Raw genomic sequence first — 17,265 nt, 5'->3', positions numbered from 1 at the left:
TCGCCAGGCCAAGTTGCCGACCGCAGCGTGGATCAATCCGCCAGCCACGGAGAAAAAAGCAGCCTGAACAGGAAAAATTAGACGCTCACGATTCCACCAGGTGTTTCAAATTCATTGACACGTTCCGGATGCCCGAGCTATCGTGCAGTTCTACAGGCACGGAAGGTTGCTTTCAGCAGTGAAGGCGTTGACTGATGCCGTCCCAAAACGGTACTTCGAAAACCGAGACACTACCGTGTGTGATCTGGACTTGTTTTCAACGCCAGGCAGGCACCGCGCTTCCGCAAAGGCTCTAATCGACTTCCTCGCAGGTGAAGGTTCAGGCTGTACTTTCGATGGCTTTCCTTACGGCTATCGCGGAACCGTGCATTATCGCTATCTCGGCTTAGAGGAAACGCAGTTCGATGAGGAAGCGTTGCGGGAATTGGTAGCAGGATGGACTCTGGAAAACCCAAACGAGCACCGGCTATTCGATCCCCGTGAGCAGCATCGGGCGCAGCTGCGCTTTCGGGCGCCGACGCTATTCGTTGCAATGGCGGATAAGACAGCTGCACCACTCGTTGTCGAGCCGCACGAGCTTCACCTTGAATATATCGACTCTTTTGGAGACGGTGAGACAGGCCGTCTGCTGTTAGACGATGTTGACTTTCATATCGCGTACCAGCTTTCCGACGTCGATGCGGACGAGGACGGAGAACTTGAGCGTCTACAGGCTGCCTTGCGTTCACCTACCCAGGACAATATCAATGCAAGCTCTGTAGCTTCGTGCATCGCGAATTTTGCGGATCAAATCCCACGCTGGAGACTGTCGCTACGGTACCAGCAGGCGAAGGAGCTACGCGACCCTGACTATTTCGGCGGCGAGGAAGCCGATTGCACGCTTATACTTGATAGTCACATGCGGGAAGGCGGGTTTGGGCCAGGAGCAGTTCCAGATGCCCCAATGCGGTGGCTGTCGATCTTGATGGAAAGACACGACTTCGACCTTGATCAGGTGCATTGGAAAGTGACTGCGACACTTCTAGTGGAAGAGTCGAGAGGATTGCCATGGAAAGCTGTTGCTTTGCTCACTGGCGACCACATCATTGCTGCGAAAAATGGTCGCTACTCGGGGCCCGATATAGTCGAGATGCATTGCGACGACTATGGAAATACCCGACTGTCAGAAGCGTGGAAGCTGCTCGCCAAACTCTACATTCCGGTCGCCGGCTATCTTAGTTACCATGAGTGGGTGAACAACGATTGGGACGGTGGGGGCGTGGCTTCGATACTTGACCCTTGGGTAGCGCCGGCCTACCGCGGATCGAATGTCTCTCGCTGGCTGCTAGAGGGGTATGCACGGGCTTTCGATGATGGCACCGGGTATTGCCGCGACCACGACTGGCAGAACCTTCTGGACCCACGATACGACGATATGGAGGAGATGACCGATCATGAGAACACGGCCATCATGGGGCCAGGCGTGATGTTTATTCCGCTTCCAGGCTCGCGCATGCTCGGCTATTCGGTTTGGGACGCTGATCGGGACGAGCCTACCACCAAGGTCCTTCGCTTTAACGGCCAACGCATGGGCCTGCGGACTCGCTGGGGACGATCCGAGCCGATCAAGGGCGGCTTGGGGCCCCGCCTGATAGACGTAGCCAAGAGCATCGAAGCGGACATTGTTTTGTTCGATCCAGATGATCCCGGCGAGGAGGATGAACAAGCCTGATTTCATCATGCCACTGTAGCGGCTAAGCCGGGCCGAGCCATTGCGAAATCGGTGCTCTCCCCGGATTGCAAAGCTGTACGCTGAGGTTTATCATTCCGCTCACGGAGCACCGGCCCGTGTCGCCCACTGGCAAAGCCGAAAACGGCCCGCAGCACAACTTAGTTTTTCGTACCTTTGCGCCGTCTACCCATGTCTGCGCGGGGAGTGGGCCTTCGCGCTTTTACATGGAGCTAGCCGTGCAGATCCCACTTCGTAGTCCAGAACTCGCTCGCCGCCAAACAGAACGGTACGACCGTATCGCACCGGATTGGCCGCACCATAAACGGCTCAAAGCGCAGGCCGTTCTATTCGGATATAACTCCTGGGAAGAACTCGTAGCATCGTGTCAGTCGAATGCGCCTGACTTTGTCTTCGACCAGGACATTGATCAGGCAGCCCGAGAACAACGGTGGTTACGGATGGCTGAGGCAGCATCGGCTGCGTTCAACATTGAACTTCCATACGCGCTTGATCTGGTGCACTTTGTAATGCCGACATGCGATCCTCAGCGGCCCAGGCCAGCGTGGTACGATCCGAACGACACCTTCAATCTTGCGCTCTCAAAGAAGGATGGCTTGTGGTGGTGTTGTGTAGGGGAGCACGGGCACCCATTTGTGCCGCCCGGCTTCGTCTTGCAGGAGGCAAGCCACGTGGCCGACGTAAGCGCTCAACGCCTCAACGATCCATACGGATTGCATCGGACAAGACGCTTGAAACACATCTGGGTTTTACTACCTAATGAAGGATTTGACGTCGGTGGAATACAGCCGATACACACCTACTTCCGCCGAGGCCAGTTGCTCGAGGTTGATCCGGTACCAATGGGAGACTTCCTCCGCGCACCCGTAAAGTACGCCGCTCAGCTCCGAGAGTTCTTTGATTATGCGTACCCAGACATTGGACAGGCTGAACAACACGCTTTGCTTAAAGGATGGCGCCAGGCTCTTAAAACACTCCATGTCGCCGCACAATTACCAGCAGCGTCCAGGCGGCGATGGATACAGCCGACGGTTTCCGCTCGTTGCGGAATCGGCAAGGATTGGTACTGGCCTCTGCAGCCACGTCCAGAAGGAGATGCGCTAGCGAACGCCGCCCGCTATGCGCATAAGGTTGATGCCGACATCCTGGACTACTGTGGAAGGGACCCCGGCTACATCGATATTTCTTAACGCCCAATAACTGCTGTCGCAGCTGTATGGCCGAGGGACACCCTGCCGGCTCAGCGGCCGTGCCCGCAGCTTTCCTTCCGCAGTCTCTAGCTTGTACTTGTTTTTTTCCTGCTTGGCTGGGCTCGCCGTTGATTAGCGGTGTCACTGAGCCATCGAGTTTTGAAGTCAATGACTTGTTTTTTCAGGTAAAAACACTGTTGGCCGAAGCGCGCTACCGGGACGAGTTTCCCATGGGTCTCCCATCGATGCAAAGTCCGGACGTTTACATTGCAAAGTTCCGCAGCTTCACTGCGGCTTACCAGGCTTTTAGCTACCCGAGGCGATACACCCGGCAGAATAGGCCCACCATCCGCCAGTCTGGCACGCAGGGCGCCAATCTGTTCAGCGGTGTAGAGTCGCCGGTTGGTGATGGAACGAGCAGCGTTGACTGTGGGGCCAGCATCCTCGAGACGGTCCAGTTGATCGATCGAAATGCCCAGTTGCTTTGCGACCACGGCGGCGCTCAAGCGGATCGGTTGCGGAGACGTAAGTGGAGGCGCGTCGAGTGGGAGACTGAGGCGATCGCGAAGCTGCTGTTCGGAATACGCTATGCGCTGGCGCCCGGTAGGCTCTCCGTTAGGACGCAATGTGCCGTCCCTTTTCCAGTTGTATAAAGTCGGTACCGACACGCCAAGTAGTTCTGCGGCTTCCGCAATGGTGAAACTTTTTCCCAGCGACATTCAACTATTCCATTCCCTTATTAACGCTACGATCCAGCGTTTCGGCTTCCGCGGCAGCATAGTAGTTCTCGGCCGCTTCAGCTATACGCTTTTCCCGGGCCTTCACGTAAATTGCCGTGGTCGACGCGCTTGCGTGCCCCAGGATCTCTTGCGCCACGACGATCGGCATATCCTTCTCCACCGCCAGAGTCCCAAACGTATGTCGGAACGCATGCGGCGACGTCGCTGCGAGCTGCGCCAGGTGTTCGGGTGTCAGGCTCGCAGCGTGCTCCGGCACCAACGCACCGCCGTGCTTACTTACGCGCCGCAACGCGCCGGCGATGAGGTCATAGAACGAGTTCGGGTTGTACCCCTTCGTGCCGAGGTCAACGTGCTTGGACAAGGCCCGATCCGTCCCTGGCACCACGATTGGAGCGAGCAGAGGCAGATCGATCCCCTGCGCATCGAAATCGGCATCCCGGTCGCGCCAATGGGCGCGTAAAGCCGCGATTGTGCGGGGGCTGACCGGCACCTTGCGCATCTTGCTGCGCTTGCCCAGCACCTCGAGCATCCACACCGTAGTCCCGTGCCGGCTCTTTTTGAGCATGCTTCGGCGTGCGCTCGCGGCCTCTGCCCGACGTAAGCCAGAATCGCCCATCAGGAGGATCGCGGCCAAGGCCACGCGATCCTGCTGATTCTCTGGAATGGCGGCACGTTCCGCCAGTACGCCGGTGACCTTGTCCCACAGGTCCTTTGGTAAAGCACGCTCGATATCCATCTTCTCGACCTGCTCAACGACCGTAGGGTCTTTCACAGCCGCCCAGGGCGACCCTGACAAATACCTGACTTTAACCAACCAGTCGAACGCAGCGCGCAGGACCAGCAGCGCCTGTTTCTGTGACGCTGCGCTCATGCGCGTCTCTGCAAACGGCTTCCAGCGCTTGCTTGTCTTGACCGTGCGGGGGCCACAAAACTCCGGCAGGGGAGCGACCAAGAAATTCTTGTATGCCTCGCAGTCATCCACCAGCAGCGACGACATCGGCTTGCACGCGACAAGAGCACACCAGAGGATGAAGCGCTCCAGCTCCTTGGTATAAGCGCGCAGCGTGTGCGTCTGGCCAGCGTAGCGCGCCAGGAAGCACTGGATTGCTTCAAGGTCGTTCCGGGCTGAGATAAAGCAGAACGCTGGAGCGCGATTGGCGCCGTCGTAGCCGGCCAGCCATCGTGGCAGCTGGAACGTACCGAACGGCGCGATTTCGCGCTTCCTAGTAGGGTCAAGCACAGGCAGCAGATCGAACGTGTCGGCTGGCACGAGGTGGTTGCGCTCAACTGCTATCTCACCGAGCTCGTCGGGCCACTTCTGCAGGAAGCGCATGATTGCGCCAGCGCGGCCGGCGCCGATACGTGGTACCGAGCGCCACCAGCTCGCGCCGCGGCGGTTGATCAGGTCGACCAGGTCACCAAGCGTAAGGATGCCTTCGTCTTTGAACGCTTCGACGGTCTTAGGCTTGAACCATTGCGAAATGCGCTGCACCCGGCTTGGCACCGGTTCCGGCAGGTCCGCAGCTTGGATCAGGATCTCGAGCGCCTTGGTCGTGATCGCGCCACCTTGGCGGGCGTGCTGGAGTGCCTCGGCCGCCCCTGGGTTGTGCGCGATGGCTCGCTCGATCAGATTCGCGCGCATGTCGAGTAGCCAGCGTTCCAGGCCTTGTTCGACTTGAGGGCTGTCTTCGCTGTAGTACAGATCAGCGATGCGCTGCAGGGGGATTTTCAGGACGTATGCGCGCAGCGCGGTGTAATCGCTGCGATTGTAAGTCAGCTGCGGTAGCTCGACGGTGGTGTGCTGGGTCATGCCGCCACCTGGTGGTCGGTGGCAAGGTGCGGCGGCTGGATGCGTGCGGTGCTGTTGCGTTCGATCGATGAGTGCATTCGGATGGGCAGTATCAAACTTTATTGTCGGCAACGAAAACTGCCGAGATACCCCATCCTAAACGTGTTTCACGGCCAAAACAAGCATAAAAGCAACGATGATAATACGAGTTATCATCGAAGGTTTATGAACGGCACAAGCTTGTTGACCGCTTTCATGGAGCGATAACGGAGCGCCGGCGCTGCTCCAGCTCATACGGCGCGTGCAGTTCGCGCCGTCTAGTGACATCTGGCGACAGCATGCGCTGCTTCGTCGCAAACCATCCTGCAGCATTAGCTGACCGTTCACAATAGTTCATGTCATCTGCCATTGGCGTCTGAAATGAACTAACTTTCTTCTGCAGAACTTCACACCAAATTTGCCCGACCGCTCCATCTTGTTGCCGAGCAAGCGCACCAGCGTGCGCATCGTCTCGCTCATGCACGATGGCTTACCTTGAATTATTCTTAGCGAACGATAAGGTTGCTCGCCAACAATGAAATCGACTTTGCAAACCTCAGTGCCACGACGCGGCCATCCTCTAGATCTCTTCCCAGTGTTTCAATGCTGGCCAAGGTCACATGCGCGCGACCTGCTCTACACTGCGCTTTTGAACACGCTAATAGCCTTGGTGATCTCAGCAGCGCTACACAGCTTCGGCATTGGACCAGCGCCATTCCACCTTTTATTTAGCCATAGCCTGCTAATCTCGCAATGCGTTGGCTTTGCAATCCACTGCGCGCTTCTGGTATTGGGCGCCGCAGTGCCGCGTTCCTCTAGTCGATTAATTGGGCGGCTGCTCGAACTGACAGCGATCGTCCTGGCCAGCATTTTCGGCATCACCCTAGCGGCGAGCATCCTTGCCGGAACGCTGACCGCGCCATACCTGGATGTTGGCGATATCGGCGGATTGCTTGCCAGTGGACTGGTGATTGGCGTGGCCATGCTTGCGATGCTGGTCGCTGGCGAGCGTCGCATCGAGCGCCAGACCTCCGCGTCACGTCAGCAGGAACAAATTTCCAATGCAGCGAGGTTAATGGCAGAGTCGCAGCTGAGTACCTTACGGGCTAAGATTGAACCGCATTTTTTGTATAACTCTTTGGCAAATGCGGTAAGTTTGATCGAAAGTCAGCCGGCCCAAGCACGGCGGTTGCTGGAAGGTCTGATCGACTTCCTGCGGACAAGCCTGGCAGTTAGCCGGACCAGTATCGTCACGCTGGGCGCCGAGTTGGACTTGGCCGCCGCTTACCTCCAGGTGCTTGATGTGCGCATGGGTGCTCGCTTGCATTGGCACATTGACGCAGCCACCGATTTGCGCTGTTTGTCTGTCGCACCTATGCTCATCCAGCCGCTGGTAGACAACGCCGTGAAGCACGGGGTAGAACCTATGATCGATGGGGGCGAGATCGTCTTACGCGCCCTCATCCATGATGGATTTCTTCGGGTCGAAGTGCGCGACAGCGGCCGAGGACTAGTGGCCGATCCACTTAGCCACCGTCTTGGTACTAGCTTGCTCAGCCTTCGAGAGCGCCTTAGGCAGCTCCACGGTCCAGTGGGGAATTTAGAACTAATCGAAAATCCTGGCGGCGGCGTTATCGCACGGTTGACGCTTCCACTCACCCGCTCCGATACAACATCATCGTTAGTCAATTCACCTGATTAGTCTGCTTCCCATCTCACCATGGTCTCGCGTGCCGGCGTCAACGGACACAGCCAATATAGCAAGTTTCGGAAACATAGATTTTTCCGAGGTCACGCACGTTTCTTGTGGTCTTGAAACTCATTCCAAAGACCATAGAACGGATTTAGGCGATCGAGCAAGCCAAGAGCAACAGCAACCATCAAAATAGGGAAACCGAATGCCATCGTTATCACTGTCAGATTTGCTGCAACGGTGACTATCGTATTGTCTAACACTGAGCTTAGCCACCTGATACTGAGCGCCGAGAGCCACGCACTGACGCCGATAATCGTGATGGTCCACAAACGGACTACGATGTGTCCGAGAACAGTAGTAGTTGGATTGGTCAGATCCGGCATTGTCATGATCTAGTTTTCCGCTAGTTCAGTCGTAGCTCGGCGGGGTCTCGCCGTCCACTGCTTTAAAACGTTCCTCGGCGTTCGCATCGGTCCATTCGGTAAGCTCGCCGTGATCTAAGTTGCGGTCCTCCAGTTGGCTCTCGCTCATCATTTCCACGCGCTTGCCGGCGTGCGCGACGCAGAACATCGCGAGCGCTTTAGGCTCTTGGGTTGTCCGGACGCTGCCGCCGACGCGGGCCGATAGCTCGACCGACTGCATCGTTTCCAAGCACACGAGGTAGTAGTGGGTGCTCATATTTTTCCGGCCTACCTGAAGATCGCGTTGAGGACGACGGCAAACCCTGCCGCAGTCCGGTAATCCCCCCACAAAAAGAGCGCGTTCAGAAGTAGAATTTTCTACTTAAGACACAGAAAGCTCTACATGAAGACGTCCCGCTTTACCGACAGCCAGATTATCGCCATCCTCAAGCAAGCCGAAGCCGGTAGCCCGGTGCCAGAGCTGTGCCGCGAGCACGGCATCAGCAACGCCACGTTCTACAAGTGGCGCTCCAAATTCGGCGGAATGGACGCCTCGTTGATGGCACGCATGAAGGAGTTGGAAGAGGAAAACCGGCGGCTCAAGAAGATGTACGTCGAGGAGCGCCTCAAGGCAGAGATCGTCGCGGAGGCGCTCACAAAAAAATGGTAGCGCCATCTCAGCGGCGGGAGATGGCGCAATGGGCCGTAACGGAGCGGGCAGCCACGGTCAAGCTGGCGTGCAAAGCGTTTGGCATCAGCCAGACCTGCTACCGCTACAAGGCCAAGCTGGATGCGGAAAACGTCCTCATCGCGGACTGGCTGGTGCGACTGACGAACAACCAGCGCAACTGGGGCTTCGGGCTGTGCTTCCTGTATCTGCGCAACGTCAAGGGCTTCAGATGGAACCACAAGCGCGTCTACAGGATTTACCGCGAGCTCGAGCTGAATCTGCGGATCAAGCCGCGTCATCGTCTGGTACGTGAAAAGCCGCTGCCGCTGGCGGTGCCGCTCGCGATCAATCAGAGCTGGTCGATGGACTTCATGCACGACCAGCTCGCCGACGGGCGGAGCATCCGTTTGTTCAACGTCATCGATGATTTCAACCGCGAGGGCTTGGGGATCGAAGTCGATTTCTCGCTGCCGTCCGAGCGCGTGATACGCTCGCTCGACCGGATCATCGAATGGCGCGGCAAACCGGAAGCCATCCGCTGCGACAACGGCCCTGAATACATCAGCGCGGTGACTTTGGCGTGGGCTGCAAAACGCGGCATCCGCATCGATTTCATCCAGCCAGGACAACCGCAACAGAACGCCTACGTCGAGCGATACAACAGGACCGTGCGTTACGATTGGCTTGCGCATCACCTGTTCGAGACGCTCGAAGAGATCCAGGAATTTGCTACCAACTGGTTGTGGACCTACAATCACGACCGGCCCAACATGGCACTCGGCGGTATCACGCCAAAACAGAAATTGGCACTGGCCGCTTAGCCTCTACTTTTAGCTCGCTCTAAAAATGGGGAGATTACCATCAAGCCAGTGATCGACAAGGTCTACGCCTTCCAGGACACGGTGCAGGCCTACGAGCACCTGGCGCGCGGTGCGTTTGGCAAGGTCGTGATCAAGGTAGCCGACTGATTTTGGCCCCCAGCCGGCCGGAAGCCCCGGCCGGCGATACGGCCAAATCCACGCACGAGGAGCAAACAATGGACGACACTACAGTACCGCGCGAGTGGCCCTTTTCCGAGCACGTCGAGCATCATGTTGGTTTCCGGCGAATGTTCGCGCCCGGCCGGCTGACACTCGGATTCATCTTGCCACTGGAGGCATACCCCGATATGCCGGCGCCGACGATGCGCGATCATGTCACCGTCATGCGCTACGCCGACCAGGCAGGCTTTGCAGGTGTATGGGCGCGTGACGTCCCATTCCGGCCTGCGGGTCGGGCGCAACAGGCTGATCGACTACCTCGGCGGCTTGCAGCAGCTGGGCGTGAACCATGTCGCCTTCAACCTGAAAGCATCGCGCCGGCCGGCTACCGAGGTGCTGCAGGAGCTTGCCGAATTCGTCCTGCCGGCGTTTCCGTCGAACTTGATCATCAACAGCGATCGCCCCGTCCAGTAATGCTGTCGGACGGGGCGAAGTCTTGCCGCGCTTCCACGCTGAGCAAATACGTTGCAGCGCTCTCAAACTGTCATCACGATCTTGCCGAACTGCTGGTTCGATTCGAGGTATTCGTGCGCTGCCACGACGTCACTCAGCGAGAAGACCCTGTCCACGAGCGGCCGGAGGATACCGGCTTCGATTCCTGCCGAGATAAAAGTCCGGACGCGCTGCAGCGCTGCTGCATCCTCGGTCACTTCCGTGTACACGAAACCACGCACAGAAAGACTGCGCTTCAAAGCCAGCTTCAGCGGAAACGGCGTCGCATCGGGACTGAGTGCGCCGTGCACGACAATCGTTCCGCGCTTGGCCATGGCCCCTGCGAGCTGGTTCACTTGCGGACCGCCGACCGCGTCGAACGCGCACTGGATCCCGTACGGCGCCAGTTCGCGCAGGCGGCTCTCCAACGGCTCGTCTGACGTGCTGATGACGGCTTCGGCTCCAGCAGCCAACAGTGCATCGCGCTTTGTGCTGGTCAGTGTCACCGCGATGGGCCGCGCACCCACCTGGCGTGCAACCTGTATCGCAGCCAAGCCTACGCTGCTTGATGCAGCGGTGATGGCAATCCAGTCTCCTTTGCCAAGTCCTCCGGCCTCCACGAGACCGCCGTATGCGGTCAGATAGGCCATCCACAGGCCAGCTCCCTCCACCGCGGACAAGCCGGCCGGTTGCGGGACAAGGTGGGTAGCGGGAATCAACGCATGCTCGGCATAGGTGCCATATCTGCCGAGCTCGAACCCGGGCAGGACGCCGACCATGTCGCCGACCGCGAATCCTTGCACCGACGGGCCAAGTGCAGCGATCATGCCAACCGCCTCGAAGCCCAGCATGGATGGCAGTTGCGCCTTCTCGAGATACTGGCCCATGCGGAACATCTTGTCCGCCCGATTCAAGCCGATCGCCTGCACCTCGATGAGTACTTCGCCATCTGCGGCCTCAGGGACACTGCGCTGCTCCAACCGCAATACACCCGGGCCGCCAAGTTCATGAAATCGAACCACCTGCGACATGGTCATACCCATCCTTCAGGAAGCGACGTCGATCACGATCTTGCCAAGGGCCTTGCCGGCCTCCTGAGCGTCATGCGCGGCATGCGCGTCGGCCAAAGTGTAGCGCCGTTCGTCGACCAAGGGTTTCAGTTTGCCCTGCTCCGCCAGGCGGGTCGCCTCGCGCAGGATGTCGCCATGGTGGGCTCGTCCTTCACCGCTCAACATGGGGAGCAGCACGAAGATACCGGACAATGTCACGCAGCGCAGAGAGCCTGGCGCCAGATTGTGCTCCGCGAAAGCGTAGCAGCTGAGAACGTGTCCATAAGGCCTGGCCGCAACAAGTGAGTCGTCCAGCGTCTGTCCGCCGACGGTGTCATAGACCACGTCGAAGCCAACGCCATTTGCATACTTCGCGACGTAGTCCACGACCTTGGCGTCGCGATAATCGATGGGCGTAGCGCCGTAGCCTTTGATGACGGCGTGCTTAGCCGCCGAGGCAGTCGCATACACGTCGGCGCCGAGCGCACGGGCGATCTGCACTGCCACGTGACCAACACCACCCGCGCCGCCCTGGATCAGCACGCGCTGGCCAGCATGTACGCCGGCACGGTCGACCAGACCTTCCCAAGCGGTCAGAAACACCAGCGGCAACGCAGCCGCTTCGCGCATACTAAGGTTCTTTGGCTTCGGTGCCAACAGGCGAGCGTCGACGGCCGCATATTCGGCGAGCGTTCCCGGAATGCCACGCACGCCGCCAGCCAATCCGTACACCTCGTCGCCGAGCTTGAAGTCGCTCACGTCCTCACCGACCTCGACGACCGTGCCCGCCAGATCGGTGCCGAGAATCGCAGGCAGTTCGGGCATGGCATACGGCGCTGCACCGGTGCGGATCTTGTAGTCGATCGGATTGACGCCGCTGGCAGCGATCTGTACCAGCACTTCGCCCGCTTTCGGTGCTGGCCGGGTCGCCTGGGTATCGATGAATTTGCCGTCGGCGTAGTCGTTCAGGACGAGTGCGCGCATGGTGGCATGGGTAGTCATGTATTGGTTCCTTGTGAATGTGGCCCTTGGGGGCAAACTGAATGTGGGGTAATATTGATCCATAAGGTCCCGCCTGTAAATTAGGCACTTTTTAGGATCATAGGCACCTATAGGTAACCATGGCTTCCACCGTTCGTCATCCCCCCGATCCACTGGTCATCAGTGAAACCTGTCCACCGCGGCGTATCCACATGCTATTGACGCCCAAATGGACGTCCATGGTGATCTACGTCCTTAGTTTCGGTCCGCTACGGACTGGCCAGTTACAGCGCAGCATGCCGGGAATTTCGAAGAAGATGCTCACCCAGACCTTGCGCGAGCTCGAAGCCGACCAGCTGTTGTCGAGGAAGGTGCACCAGGTGGTTCCACCCGCAGTCGAATATTCGCTGACGGAGCTTGGACAGAAGTTCGTCGAGCCTTTGCTGGCACTTTACGATTGGGCCGAAGCCAATTTCGTACTGCTCGATAAGGTAGAACGCAACAGAGCAGCTTCCGGCCAAGCTGAGATCGTCGAAGATGAAAGCGAAGCCTTGCCGCTTTCCTGAATCGCCGAGCTGATTGTTGTATTCGACGATAACAATTCGGACTCTATAATCGGCTTTTGCCGGCGCCTGGCCGCACGCGGCCAGGCCGTACCCACTACCAAGAAAGATGTGTCGATGGAGCTGCTTCAATCGATGCGCCTGTTTTCCAGGCTTGCTGAACTCCAGAGTTTTACGAAGGTCGCTGAAGCGCTGCAGATGGGCCGCCCCCAAGTGACGCTGGCCATTAATCAATTGGAAGCATCGCTCGGCGTGCGTCTGTTCCAGCGCACGACGCGCAAGGTGAGCCTCACCGCGGAGGGTGAGGCGTTTCTGGTCAGGGTCGCAGGGATTCTGGGCGGGGTCGATGAAGCGGTGACCATGTTCGGCGCGCCGGGCGACATCGTGCGCGGGCGTCTCCGGATCGATATTTCTTCCGCCCTGGCGGTGGAATCCTTCACGGATTCATTGAAAGCTATGGAGTGATGGAATTTACAGCGGGTCGGGTAACTGACCTGATATGGTAAAAATACCGCGTGCCTTGTTAGATTGACTTATTGAAGTCGTCTGCTACGCGGGATCATTGGAAAAAGTCGAGCTTTGAGACGATTTAGAAAGTAGCAAAGTGCTTCCGCGCAATCTTCTTTCCTTAACTTCCCGAAATGAAAGAAAATTGCGCGAACTAACCATTTATTGTAAAACCTATCGCCTGCTTTAATTTTGTGAATCGTCTTTTAGCATGCGCCAATAAATAATATTTTCTTTATTTATTAGGTTTCAGCACGACTTTGGTCCACCCTTCGGCACGTTTATCAAAATTCCGATAGCCAGTCGGTGCATCCTCCAATGCAAGCTCGTGTGAAATGATCTGCGAGGGCGCCGCTTTACCTTTATGAATTAATTTTGCCAAATAACGGTTGTAATGCTTGACGTTGGCTTGGCCGGTGCCAATCTTCTGACCCTTGAACCAAAAATTGCCGAAATCGAAGGCAATTTTACCTTCCTTTCCTAACGCGTCTGGACTCTTTGGATCCTGCGGGAGGAATACACCAACCACGCCGATGCCGCCAGTGGCCTTGACCGTCTGCACCAAGTTATTCATTGTCAGATTTGGCACTTCCTTACCGTGCTTGTCGCAACACTGGTAACCAACGCATTCGCAGCCGCAGTCGGCGCCCTTGCCGTTGGTAAGGTTCAAGATTTTCTCGACGCCGGCGCCTCCGGTGTCGTCGATCGCCACCGCGCCCATCTTTTCGGCCAGAGCCAAACGATCCTTGTGCGTGTCCACGACGAAAACTTCGCTTGCGCCTTTAATGAACGCAGACATGGCCGCCATTAGGCCGACCGGGCCGGCGCCGTAGATCACGACCGATTCACCCGGCTTAAGGCCAGCCAATTCGGTAGCGTGGTAGCCGGTCGGGAAAATGTCCGACAACATCACGTAGTCATTTTCCTTTTCCTTAGCGTCTTCCGGCAGCACCAAGCAGTTGTAATCGCCGAACGGCACCCGTAGCAGTTCGGCCTGGCCGCCACTGTACGGACCCATGCCGGCAAAACCGTAGGCAGCCCCGGCCGTGCCTGGGTTTGCCGTGAGGCAAGCGCCGGACAAGCCCCGTTCGCAATTTTCGCAAAAGCCGCAGCCGATGTTGAACGGCAGACAGACAACGTCGCCGACCTTAACGCGCTCGACGGCGTTGCCGACCTCGATGACTTCACCCATGTTTTCGTGGCCCAAGATACGGCCCGTTTCCAGGTTGGTACGGCCTTCGTACATGTGTAGGTCGGACCCGCAGATGTTGGTTGTCGTGATACGGACCAAGACGTCAGTCGGCTTTTCAATCTTGGCGTCCGGCATGTCTTTGACCTGGACGTCGCACGGGCCATTATAAACGAGTGCCTTCATGATTTTCCTTTCAGAACGAGGGTAAATTCATCGCGAGCAGCGACGTTAGGAGGAGAAAGAATATAACGAAATTCTTCACAAAGGCGCACTGTTGAACGCTGCAAAGATTTACGCCTGGGCCGGCTTTGTTGCGTAAATCGAGCGAAGGCCGAGCTAACGCTATTTGTAGTCCGTTTTATAACACTGGGACCGTAATCGGAGTACCCAGCTGAGTGAAGCGATTTAGAACGGCAGCCCGCACTTGTAACTCGGCAACCTGACGGTCAAAGTCGCGTGCCATCACCCGTTCGCCCAGCAGCTTGAAGCAGCGCATCTTGGTTTCAACAAGGCTGCGCCGGTGGTAGCCGCTCCATCTCTTCCATATTGCCCGTCCCAGCCTTTTTGTCGTCCGCAGGATGTCATTACGTGTATCGGCGCCACAGCGGTTTGCCTTCCAAGGCTTGGCGTTCTCACGGGTCGGGATGATGGCGTGCGCGGCACGCAACGCGATGGCTTCATGACAGTCCTTCGTGTCGTAGGCGCCATCCCCACTGACGCTGGCAATCTTCTCGTCAGCAGGAATCTGGCCCAGCAGCGCTGGCAGGACAGGTGCGTCGCCGACACTGTTGTCCGTCACCTCCATGGCCGGATCTCGAGCGTGGACGCATCGATCCCGAGATGCACCTTGCGCCACTGGCGGCGGTACTCTGCACCATGCTTCTTCGTCTTCCATTCGCCTTCGCCCAGCATCTTGATACCCGTGCTGTCCACCAGCAGATGCAAGCCTGTCGTGGTCGGCACGGCGCCAATGGCAACCTGCAGCGTCTTTTGCCGACGGCTCACCGTGCTGTAGTCCGGCGCCGACCAGTCGAGCCCAGCCAGGTGCAGCAGGCTTTGCGTCATCCCCATGGCCTGGCGTAATGGTAAATTGAACAGGCACTTGATGCTCAGGCAGAACTGGATCGCCTCGTCGCTGAACGTCTGGCTACGGCCGCGCTTGCCACTTGGCCTGCCGTGCCACTTCATCACTGGATCAAGCCAGATGAGCAGCGAGCCGCAGGCCTTGAGGGCTTCGTTGTATGTCTTCCAGTTGGTCGTGCGGTACTTCTGTGGAGCTGGTTTCATCCTGCTCAGGCTAACAGACCTACGCCTTATACCCTGGCCGAGCCTGATTTACGCAACAAAGCCCATCCGACCTATCATTCATTTAGCGCTCCTAGAAGAACATGAGATCTGGGTGCGTTTGCTACGACCGCTCCTGGCCGATCTGGGCCGGTCGAGCCAGCATAACATGTTGCCGAGCCAACAAAATCTCGGACTGTCATGACAGGCAGCTCCCGACCCGAAGCGGACGGTTTGTTCACGTCTCAAGCCACTGCAAGGCGTGGCTGAGATCGTTATAGAAAACACGGTAGTCCCCCTCACCAAATTGTCCGAAGGCGATCCGCGACAGATAACCCAATCGTGTATTCGAAACCAAAATGGCTTTACGGAGAGATTGGTCAGCGAACAGTTGCTTTGTCTTTTCGTTTAATTTTTCTTGCAACAATGCGATGTCAATGTCGGGTGATTCCATTTCCAATGTGTCGTAGAGAACGCGCGTGTATTCGGTATCTCGCAGTAGCTGAATTACGCGCTCATGTATTTCTTTGAGCAAGCTTTCAGTTAATTCCCCTCTCACTCGAACCACAACAACATTACCGAGAGGTTCAATCCAAAGTTGACTGTTTAGCATGTGGTCAAGTAATTATTTCAGAAATTGCAATTAATTTGCTGCGACTGCTTCTGGCCGATCTCGGCCGTTCGCAATGCTCAGTGTAAGGCACTTGTTGCTCAGTAGGCAAGTACATGGTCTTGATAGTTACGTTACGCCTAATGACGCGGACGACCGCTATATGAAGTAAAGCTGTGACTGGCTTTGTTGCGTAAATCGAGCGAAGGCCGAGCTAACGCCATTTGTAGTTCGTTTTATAACACTGGGACCGTAACTGGAGTACCCAGCCGAGTGAACCGGTTCAGCACGGCAGCCCGCACTTGTAACTCGGCAACCTGACGGTCGAAGTCGCGCGCCATCACCCGTTCGCCCAGCAGCTTGAAGCAGCGCATCTTGGTTTCAACAAGGCTGCGCCGGTGGTAGCCGCTCCATCTTGTCAACGGCGATTGAAAACTGATACAGATTTCGTCGTCCCAGCGATTTAAAACTGATACACCGCCGTCGCCGAACACCGTCCGTGTTCAGCCCATTTCTGCGACATCGCTCCCCCTCATCATCCCGGCCGGTTGTGTCGCGTTAGCGATTTGAGGCTCAGATTTGCTGGCGAGGAATGGTCCGCTTTCAAACTGGACGGATTTGTCCTGCCAACGCATAAAATTGGTCGGCGAACGATGTGCGAGCAACGCCTTCAATCCTGAACTGATCCTTGCGGATCATGTGCATGAGCTCGATGCCGGCGAGCACGTTGGCCGCTGCACGAAAGGACTTGAAGCCCAGCATCGGCCTGGTCAAGCGCTTGATCGCGCGGTGGTCCTGCTCAACTATATTGTTGAGGTATTTGACCTGCCGTACGGTGACTGGGACAGCTATAGCGTCGTTGACTTCGTCGATCGCGGCCTTGTTGGCTCCGCTCTTGTCCATCGCGATTTTCTCCGGCACACCGTTCTCCCGCATGGCTTTCTCAAAGAAACGCTTGGCGGCCGCCGTGTCACGATGTGCCGTCAGCAGGAAATCGACGGTCTTTCCTTCCTTGTCGACTGCACGGTAGAGATACTTCCAGACGCCGTTGACCTTGACGTACGTCTCGTCCATTCGCCAGCTAGCGCCGACCCGACGCTTATGCTTTCGTGACTGTGTTTCAATCAACGGCAGGAAACGAATCGCCCAACGGTTGATCGTCGAATGGTCGACTGACACGCCCCGCTCTTCCATGAGCTCTTCGATGTGCCGGTAGCTGAGCGGGTAGGCCACGTACCATCGGATGCAGACCAGGACGACGTCAATCGGGAAACGCATTCCTTTGAAGCTGAGCATATCGGATCGTCAATGTGCGGCGTTGCAGTCTACCCGATCGGGACAACCGCTCGGCTA

General features: G+C 57.2%; 16 protein-coding genes and 2 pseudogenes. 7 read left to right on the top strand and 11 right to left on the bottom strand.

Features of this window, described 5'->3' with window-relative positions:
* Positions 1–235: 235 nt before the first annotated feature.
* On the top strand, positions 236–1,711 hold the full coding sequence (locus tag FG94_RS08090; protein WP_152570899.1) for a hypothetical protein: 1,476 nt from the start codon (positions 236–238) through the stop codon (positions 1,709–1,711).
* 236 nt (positions 1,712–1,947) lie between these two features.
* On the top strand, positions 1,948–2,919 hold the full coding sequence (locus tag FG94_RS27185; protein ID WP_152570898.1) for a hypothetical protein: 972 nt from the start codon (positions 1,948–1,950) through the stop codon (positions 2,917–2,919).
* Positions 2,920–3,005: 86 nt separating this feature from the next.
* Here FG94_RS27185 and FG94_RS26505 read toward each other — a convergent pair whose 3' ends face one another.
* The gene (locus FG94_RS26505) at positions 3,006–3,638 is read right to left on the bottom strand and encodes a MerR family transcriptional regulator (protein WP_081925865.1); all 633 of its coding nucleotides are present in this window, start codon (positions 3,636–3,638) and stop codon (positions 3,006–3,008) included.
* Positions 3,639–3,642: 4 nt separating this feature from the next.
* Positions 3,643–5,469, bottom strand: a complete 1,827-nt coding sequence (locus tag FG94_RS08075) for a phage integrase family protein (protein WP_051996337.1) — start codon at positions 5,467–5,469, stop codon at positions 3,643–3,645.
* 553 nt (positions 5,470–6,022) lie between these two features.
* Here FG94_RS08075 and FG94_RS08070 point away from each other — a divergent pair.
* Positions 6,023–7,189, top strand: coding sequence for a sensor histidine kinase (locus tag FG94_RS08070; protein WP_081925864.1), 1,167 nt, complete (start codon positions 6,023–6,025; stop codon positions 7,187–7,189).
* An 89-nt stretch (positions 7,190–7,278) separates the two neighbouring features.
* Here the strand turns inward: FG94_RS08070 and FG94_RS27180 are convergent, their stop codons facing one another.
* Positions 7,279–7,572: a hypothetical protein gene (locus FG94_RS27180; protein WP_152570897.1), complete on the bottom strand. Its 294-nt coding sequence runs from the start codon at positions 7,570–7,572 to the stop codon at positions 7,279–7,281.
* A 19-nt stretch (positions 7,573–7,591) separates the two neighbouring features.
* Complete coding sequence (locus tag FG94_RS08065) at positions 7,592–7,861, bottom strand: hypothetical protein (RefSeq protein WP_036209547.1); 270 nt, start codon at positions 7,859–7,861, stop codon at positions 7,592–7,594.
* 126 nt (positions 7,862–7,987) lie between these two features.
* Between FG94_RS08065 and FG94_RS08055 the strand changes: the two genes are divergently transcribed.
* Both FG94_RS08055 and FG94_RS08050 read left to right on the top strand, forming a co-directional pair.
* Positions 7,988–9,075 (top strand): IS3 family transposase gene (locus FG94_RS08055; protein WP_085986720.1). Its coding sequence is split into 2 segments (ribosomal slippage): positions 7,988–8,240 and positions 8,240–9,075, totalling 1,089 coding nucleotides; the frame shifts between segments, so codons are not numbered across the junction.
* Positions 9,076–9,501: 426 nt separating this feature from the next.
* Entirely contained in the window at positions 9,502–9,708 is a 207-nt protein-coding gene (locus FG94_RS08050) for a hypothetical protein (RefSeq protein ID WP_200879959.1), read from the top strand.
* A 62-nt stretch (positions 9,709–9,770) separates the two neighbouring features.
* Here the strand turns inward: FG94_RS08050 and FG94_RS08045 are convergent, their stop codons facing one another.
* Together FG94_RS08045 and FG94_RS08040 are read right to left on the bottom strand one after the other, a co-directional pair.
* Entirely contained in the window at positions 9,771–10,763 is a 993-nt protein-coding gene (locus FG94_RS08045) for a zinc-dependent alcohol dehydrogenase family protein (protein WP_200879958.1), read from the bottom strand.
* Positions 10,764–10,772: 9 nt separating this feature from the next.
* On the bottom strand, positions 10,773–11,777 hold the full coding sequence (locus FG94_RS08040; RefSeq protein ID WP_036209538.1) for a zinc-dependent alcohol dehydrogenase family protein: 1,005 nt from the start codon (positions 11,775–11,777) through the stop codon (positions 10,773–10,775).
* A 119-nt stretch (positions 11,778–11,896) separates the two neighbouring features.
* Between FG94_RS08040 and FG94_RS08035 the strand changes: the two genes are divergently transcribed.
* Together FG94_RS08035 and FG94_RS08030 are read left to right on the top strand one after the other, a co-directional pair.
* Positions 11,897–12,322, top strand: coding sequence for a helix-turn-helix domain-containing protein (locus tag FG94_RS08035; protein WP_036209536.1), 426 nt, complete (start codon positions 11,897–11,899; stop codon positions 12,320–12,322).
* A 114-nt stretch (positions 12,323–12,436) separates the two neighbouring features.
* Positions 12,437–12,784, top strand: coding sequence for a LysR family transcriptional regulator (locus FG94_RS08030; RefSeq protein WP_051996335.1), 348 nt, complete (start codon positions 12,437–12,439; stop codon positions 12,782–12,784).
* Positions 12,785–13,061: 277 nt separating this feature from the next.
* Here FG94_RS08030 and FG94_RS08025 read toward each other — a convergent pair whose 3' ends face one another.
* The 5 genes and pseudogenes from FG94_RS08025 to FG94_RS08005 form a co-directional block, all read right to left on the bottom strand.
* Positions 13,062–14,201, bottom strand: a complete 1,140-nt coding sequence (locus tag FG94_RS08025) for a glutathione-independent formaldehyde dehydrogenase (protein WP_036209533.1) — start codon at positions 14,199–14,201, stop codon at positions 13,062–13,064.
* A 175-nt stretch (positions 14,202–14,376) separates the two neighbouring features.
* Positions 14,377–15,305, bottom strand: a pseudogene (locus FG94_RS08020) (IS5 family transposase).
* 235 nt (positions 15,306–15,540) lie between these two features.
* Positions 15,541–15,915, bottom strand: coding sequence for an STAS/SEC14 domain-containing protein (locus FG94_RS08015; RefSeq protein WP_152570896.1), 375 nt, complete (start codon positions 15,913–15,915; stop codon positions 15,541–15,543).
* 233 nt (positions 15,916–16,148) lie between these two features.
* Positions 16,149–16,328, bottom strand: a pseudogene (locus FG94_RS08010) (IS5/IS1182 family transposase); the annotation flags it as partial.
* Positions 16,329–16,515: 187 nt separating this feature from the next.
* Positions 16,516–17,208: an IS6 family transposase gene (locus tag FG94_RS08005; protein WP_051996334.1), complete on the bottom strand. Its 693-nt coding sequence runs from the start codon at positions 17,206–17,208 to the stop codon at positions 16,516–16,518.
* Positions 17,209–17,265: the final 57 nt, after the last annotated feature.

It is taken from the genome of Massilia sp. LC238, from assembly GCF_000735635.1.
In the GTDB taxonomy this organism is placed as follows: Bacteria; Pseudomonadota; Gammaproteobacteria; order Burkholderiales; family Burkholderiaceae_D; genus Telluria; species Telluria varians.
The sequence above is the reverse complement of the archived record's forward strand: the minus strand, read 5'-3'. Positions and strand labels throughout refer to the sequence as shown.

What these genes read in the sequence shown, in the direction of transcription:
- FG94_RS08030 (WP_051996335.1), top strand. Translation starts at nt 12,437, where the DNA reads ATGGAGCTGCTTCAATCGATGCGCCTGTTTTCCAGGCTTGCTGAACTC.
- FG94_RS08005 (WP_051996334.1), bottom strand. Translation starts at nt 17,208, where the DNA reads ATGCTCAGCTTCAAAGGAATGCGTTTCCCGATTGACGTCGTCCTGGTC.
- FG94_RS08045 (WP_200879958.1), bottom strand. Translation starts at nt 10,763, where the DNA reads ATGACCATGTCGCAGGTGGTTCGATTTCATGAACTTGGCGGCCCGGGT.
- FG94_RS08070 (WP_081925864.1), top strand. Translation starts at nt 6,023, where the DNA reads ATGAAATCGACTTTGCAAACCTCAGTGCCACGACGCGGCCATCCTCTA.
- FG94_RS26505 (WP_081925865.1), bottom strand. Translation starts at nt 3,638, where the DNA reads ATGTCGCTGGGAAAAAGTTTCACCATTGCGGAAGCCGCAGAACTACTT.
- FG94_RS08035 (WP_036209536.1), top strand. Translation starts at nt 11,897, where the DNA reads ATGGCTTCCACCGTTCGTCATCCCCCCGATCCACTGGTCATCAGTGAA.
- FG94_RS08075 (WP_051996337.1), bottom strand. Translation starts at nt 5,469, where the DNA reads ATGACCCAGCACACCACCGTCGAGCTACCGCAGCTGACTTACAATCGC.
- FG94_RS08025 (WP_036209533.1), bottom strand. Translation starts at nt 14,201, where the DNA reads ATGAAGGCACTCGTTTATAATGGCCCGTGCGACGTCCAGGTCAAAGAC.
- FG94_RS27180 (WP_152570897.1), bottom strand. Translation starts at nt 7,572, where the DNA reads ATGACAATGCCGGATCTGACCAATCCAACTACTACTGTTCTCGGACAC.
- FG94_RS08065 (WP_036209547.1), bottom strand. Translation starts at nt 7,861, where the DNA reads ATGAGCACCCACTACTACCTCGTGTGCTTGGAAACGATGCAGTCGGTC.
- FG94_RS08040 (WP_036209538.1), bottom strand. Translation starts at nt 11,777, where the DNA reads ATGACTACCCATGCCACCATGCGCGCACTCGTCCTGAACGACTACGCC.
- FG94_RS08015 (WP_152570896.1), bottom strand. Translation starts at nt 15,915, where the DNA reads ATGCTAAACAGTCAACTTTGGATTGAACCTCTCGGTAATGTTGTTGTG.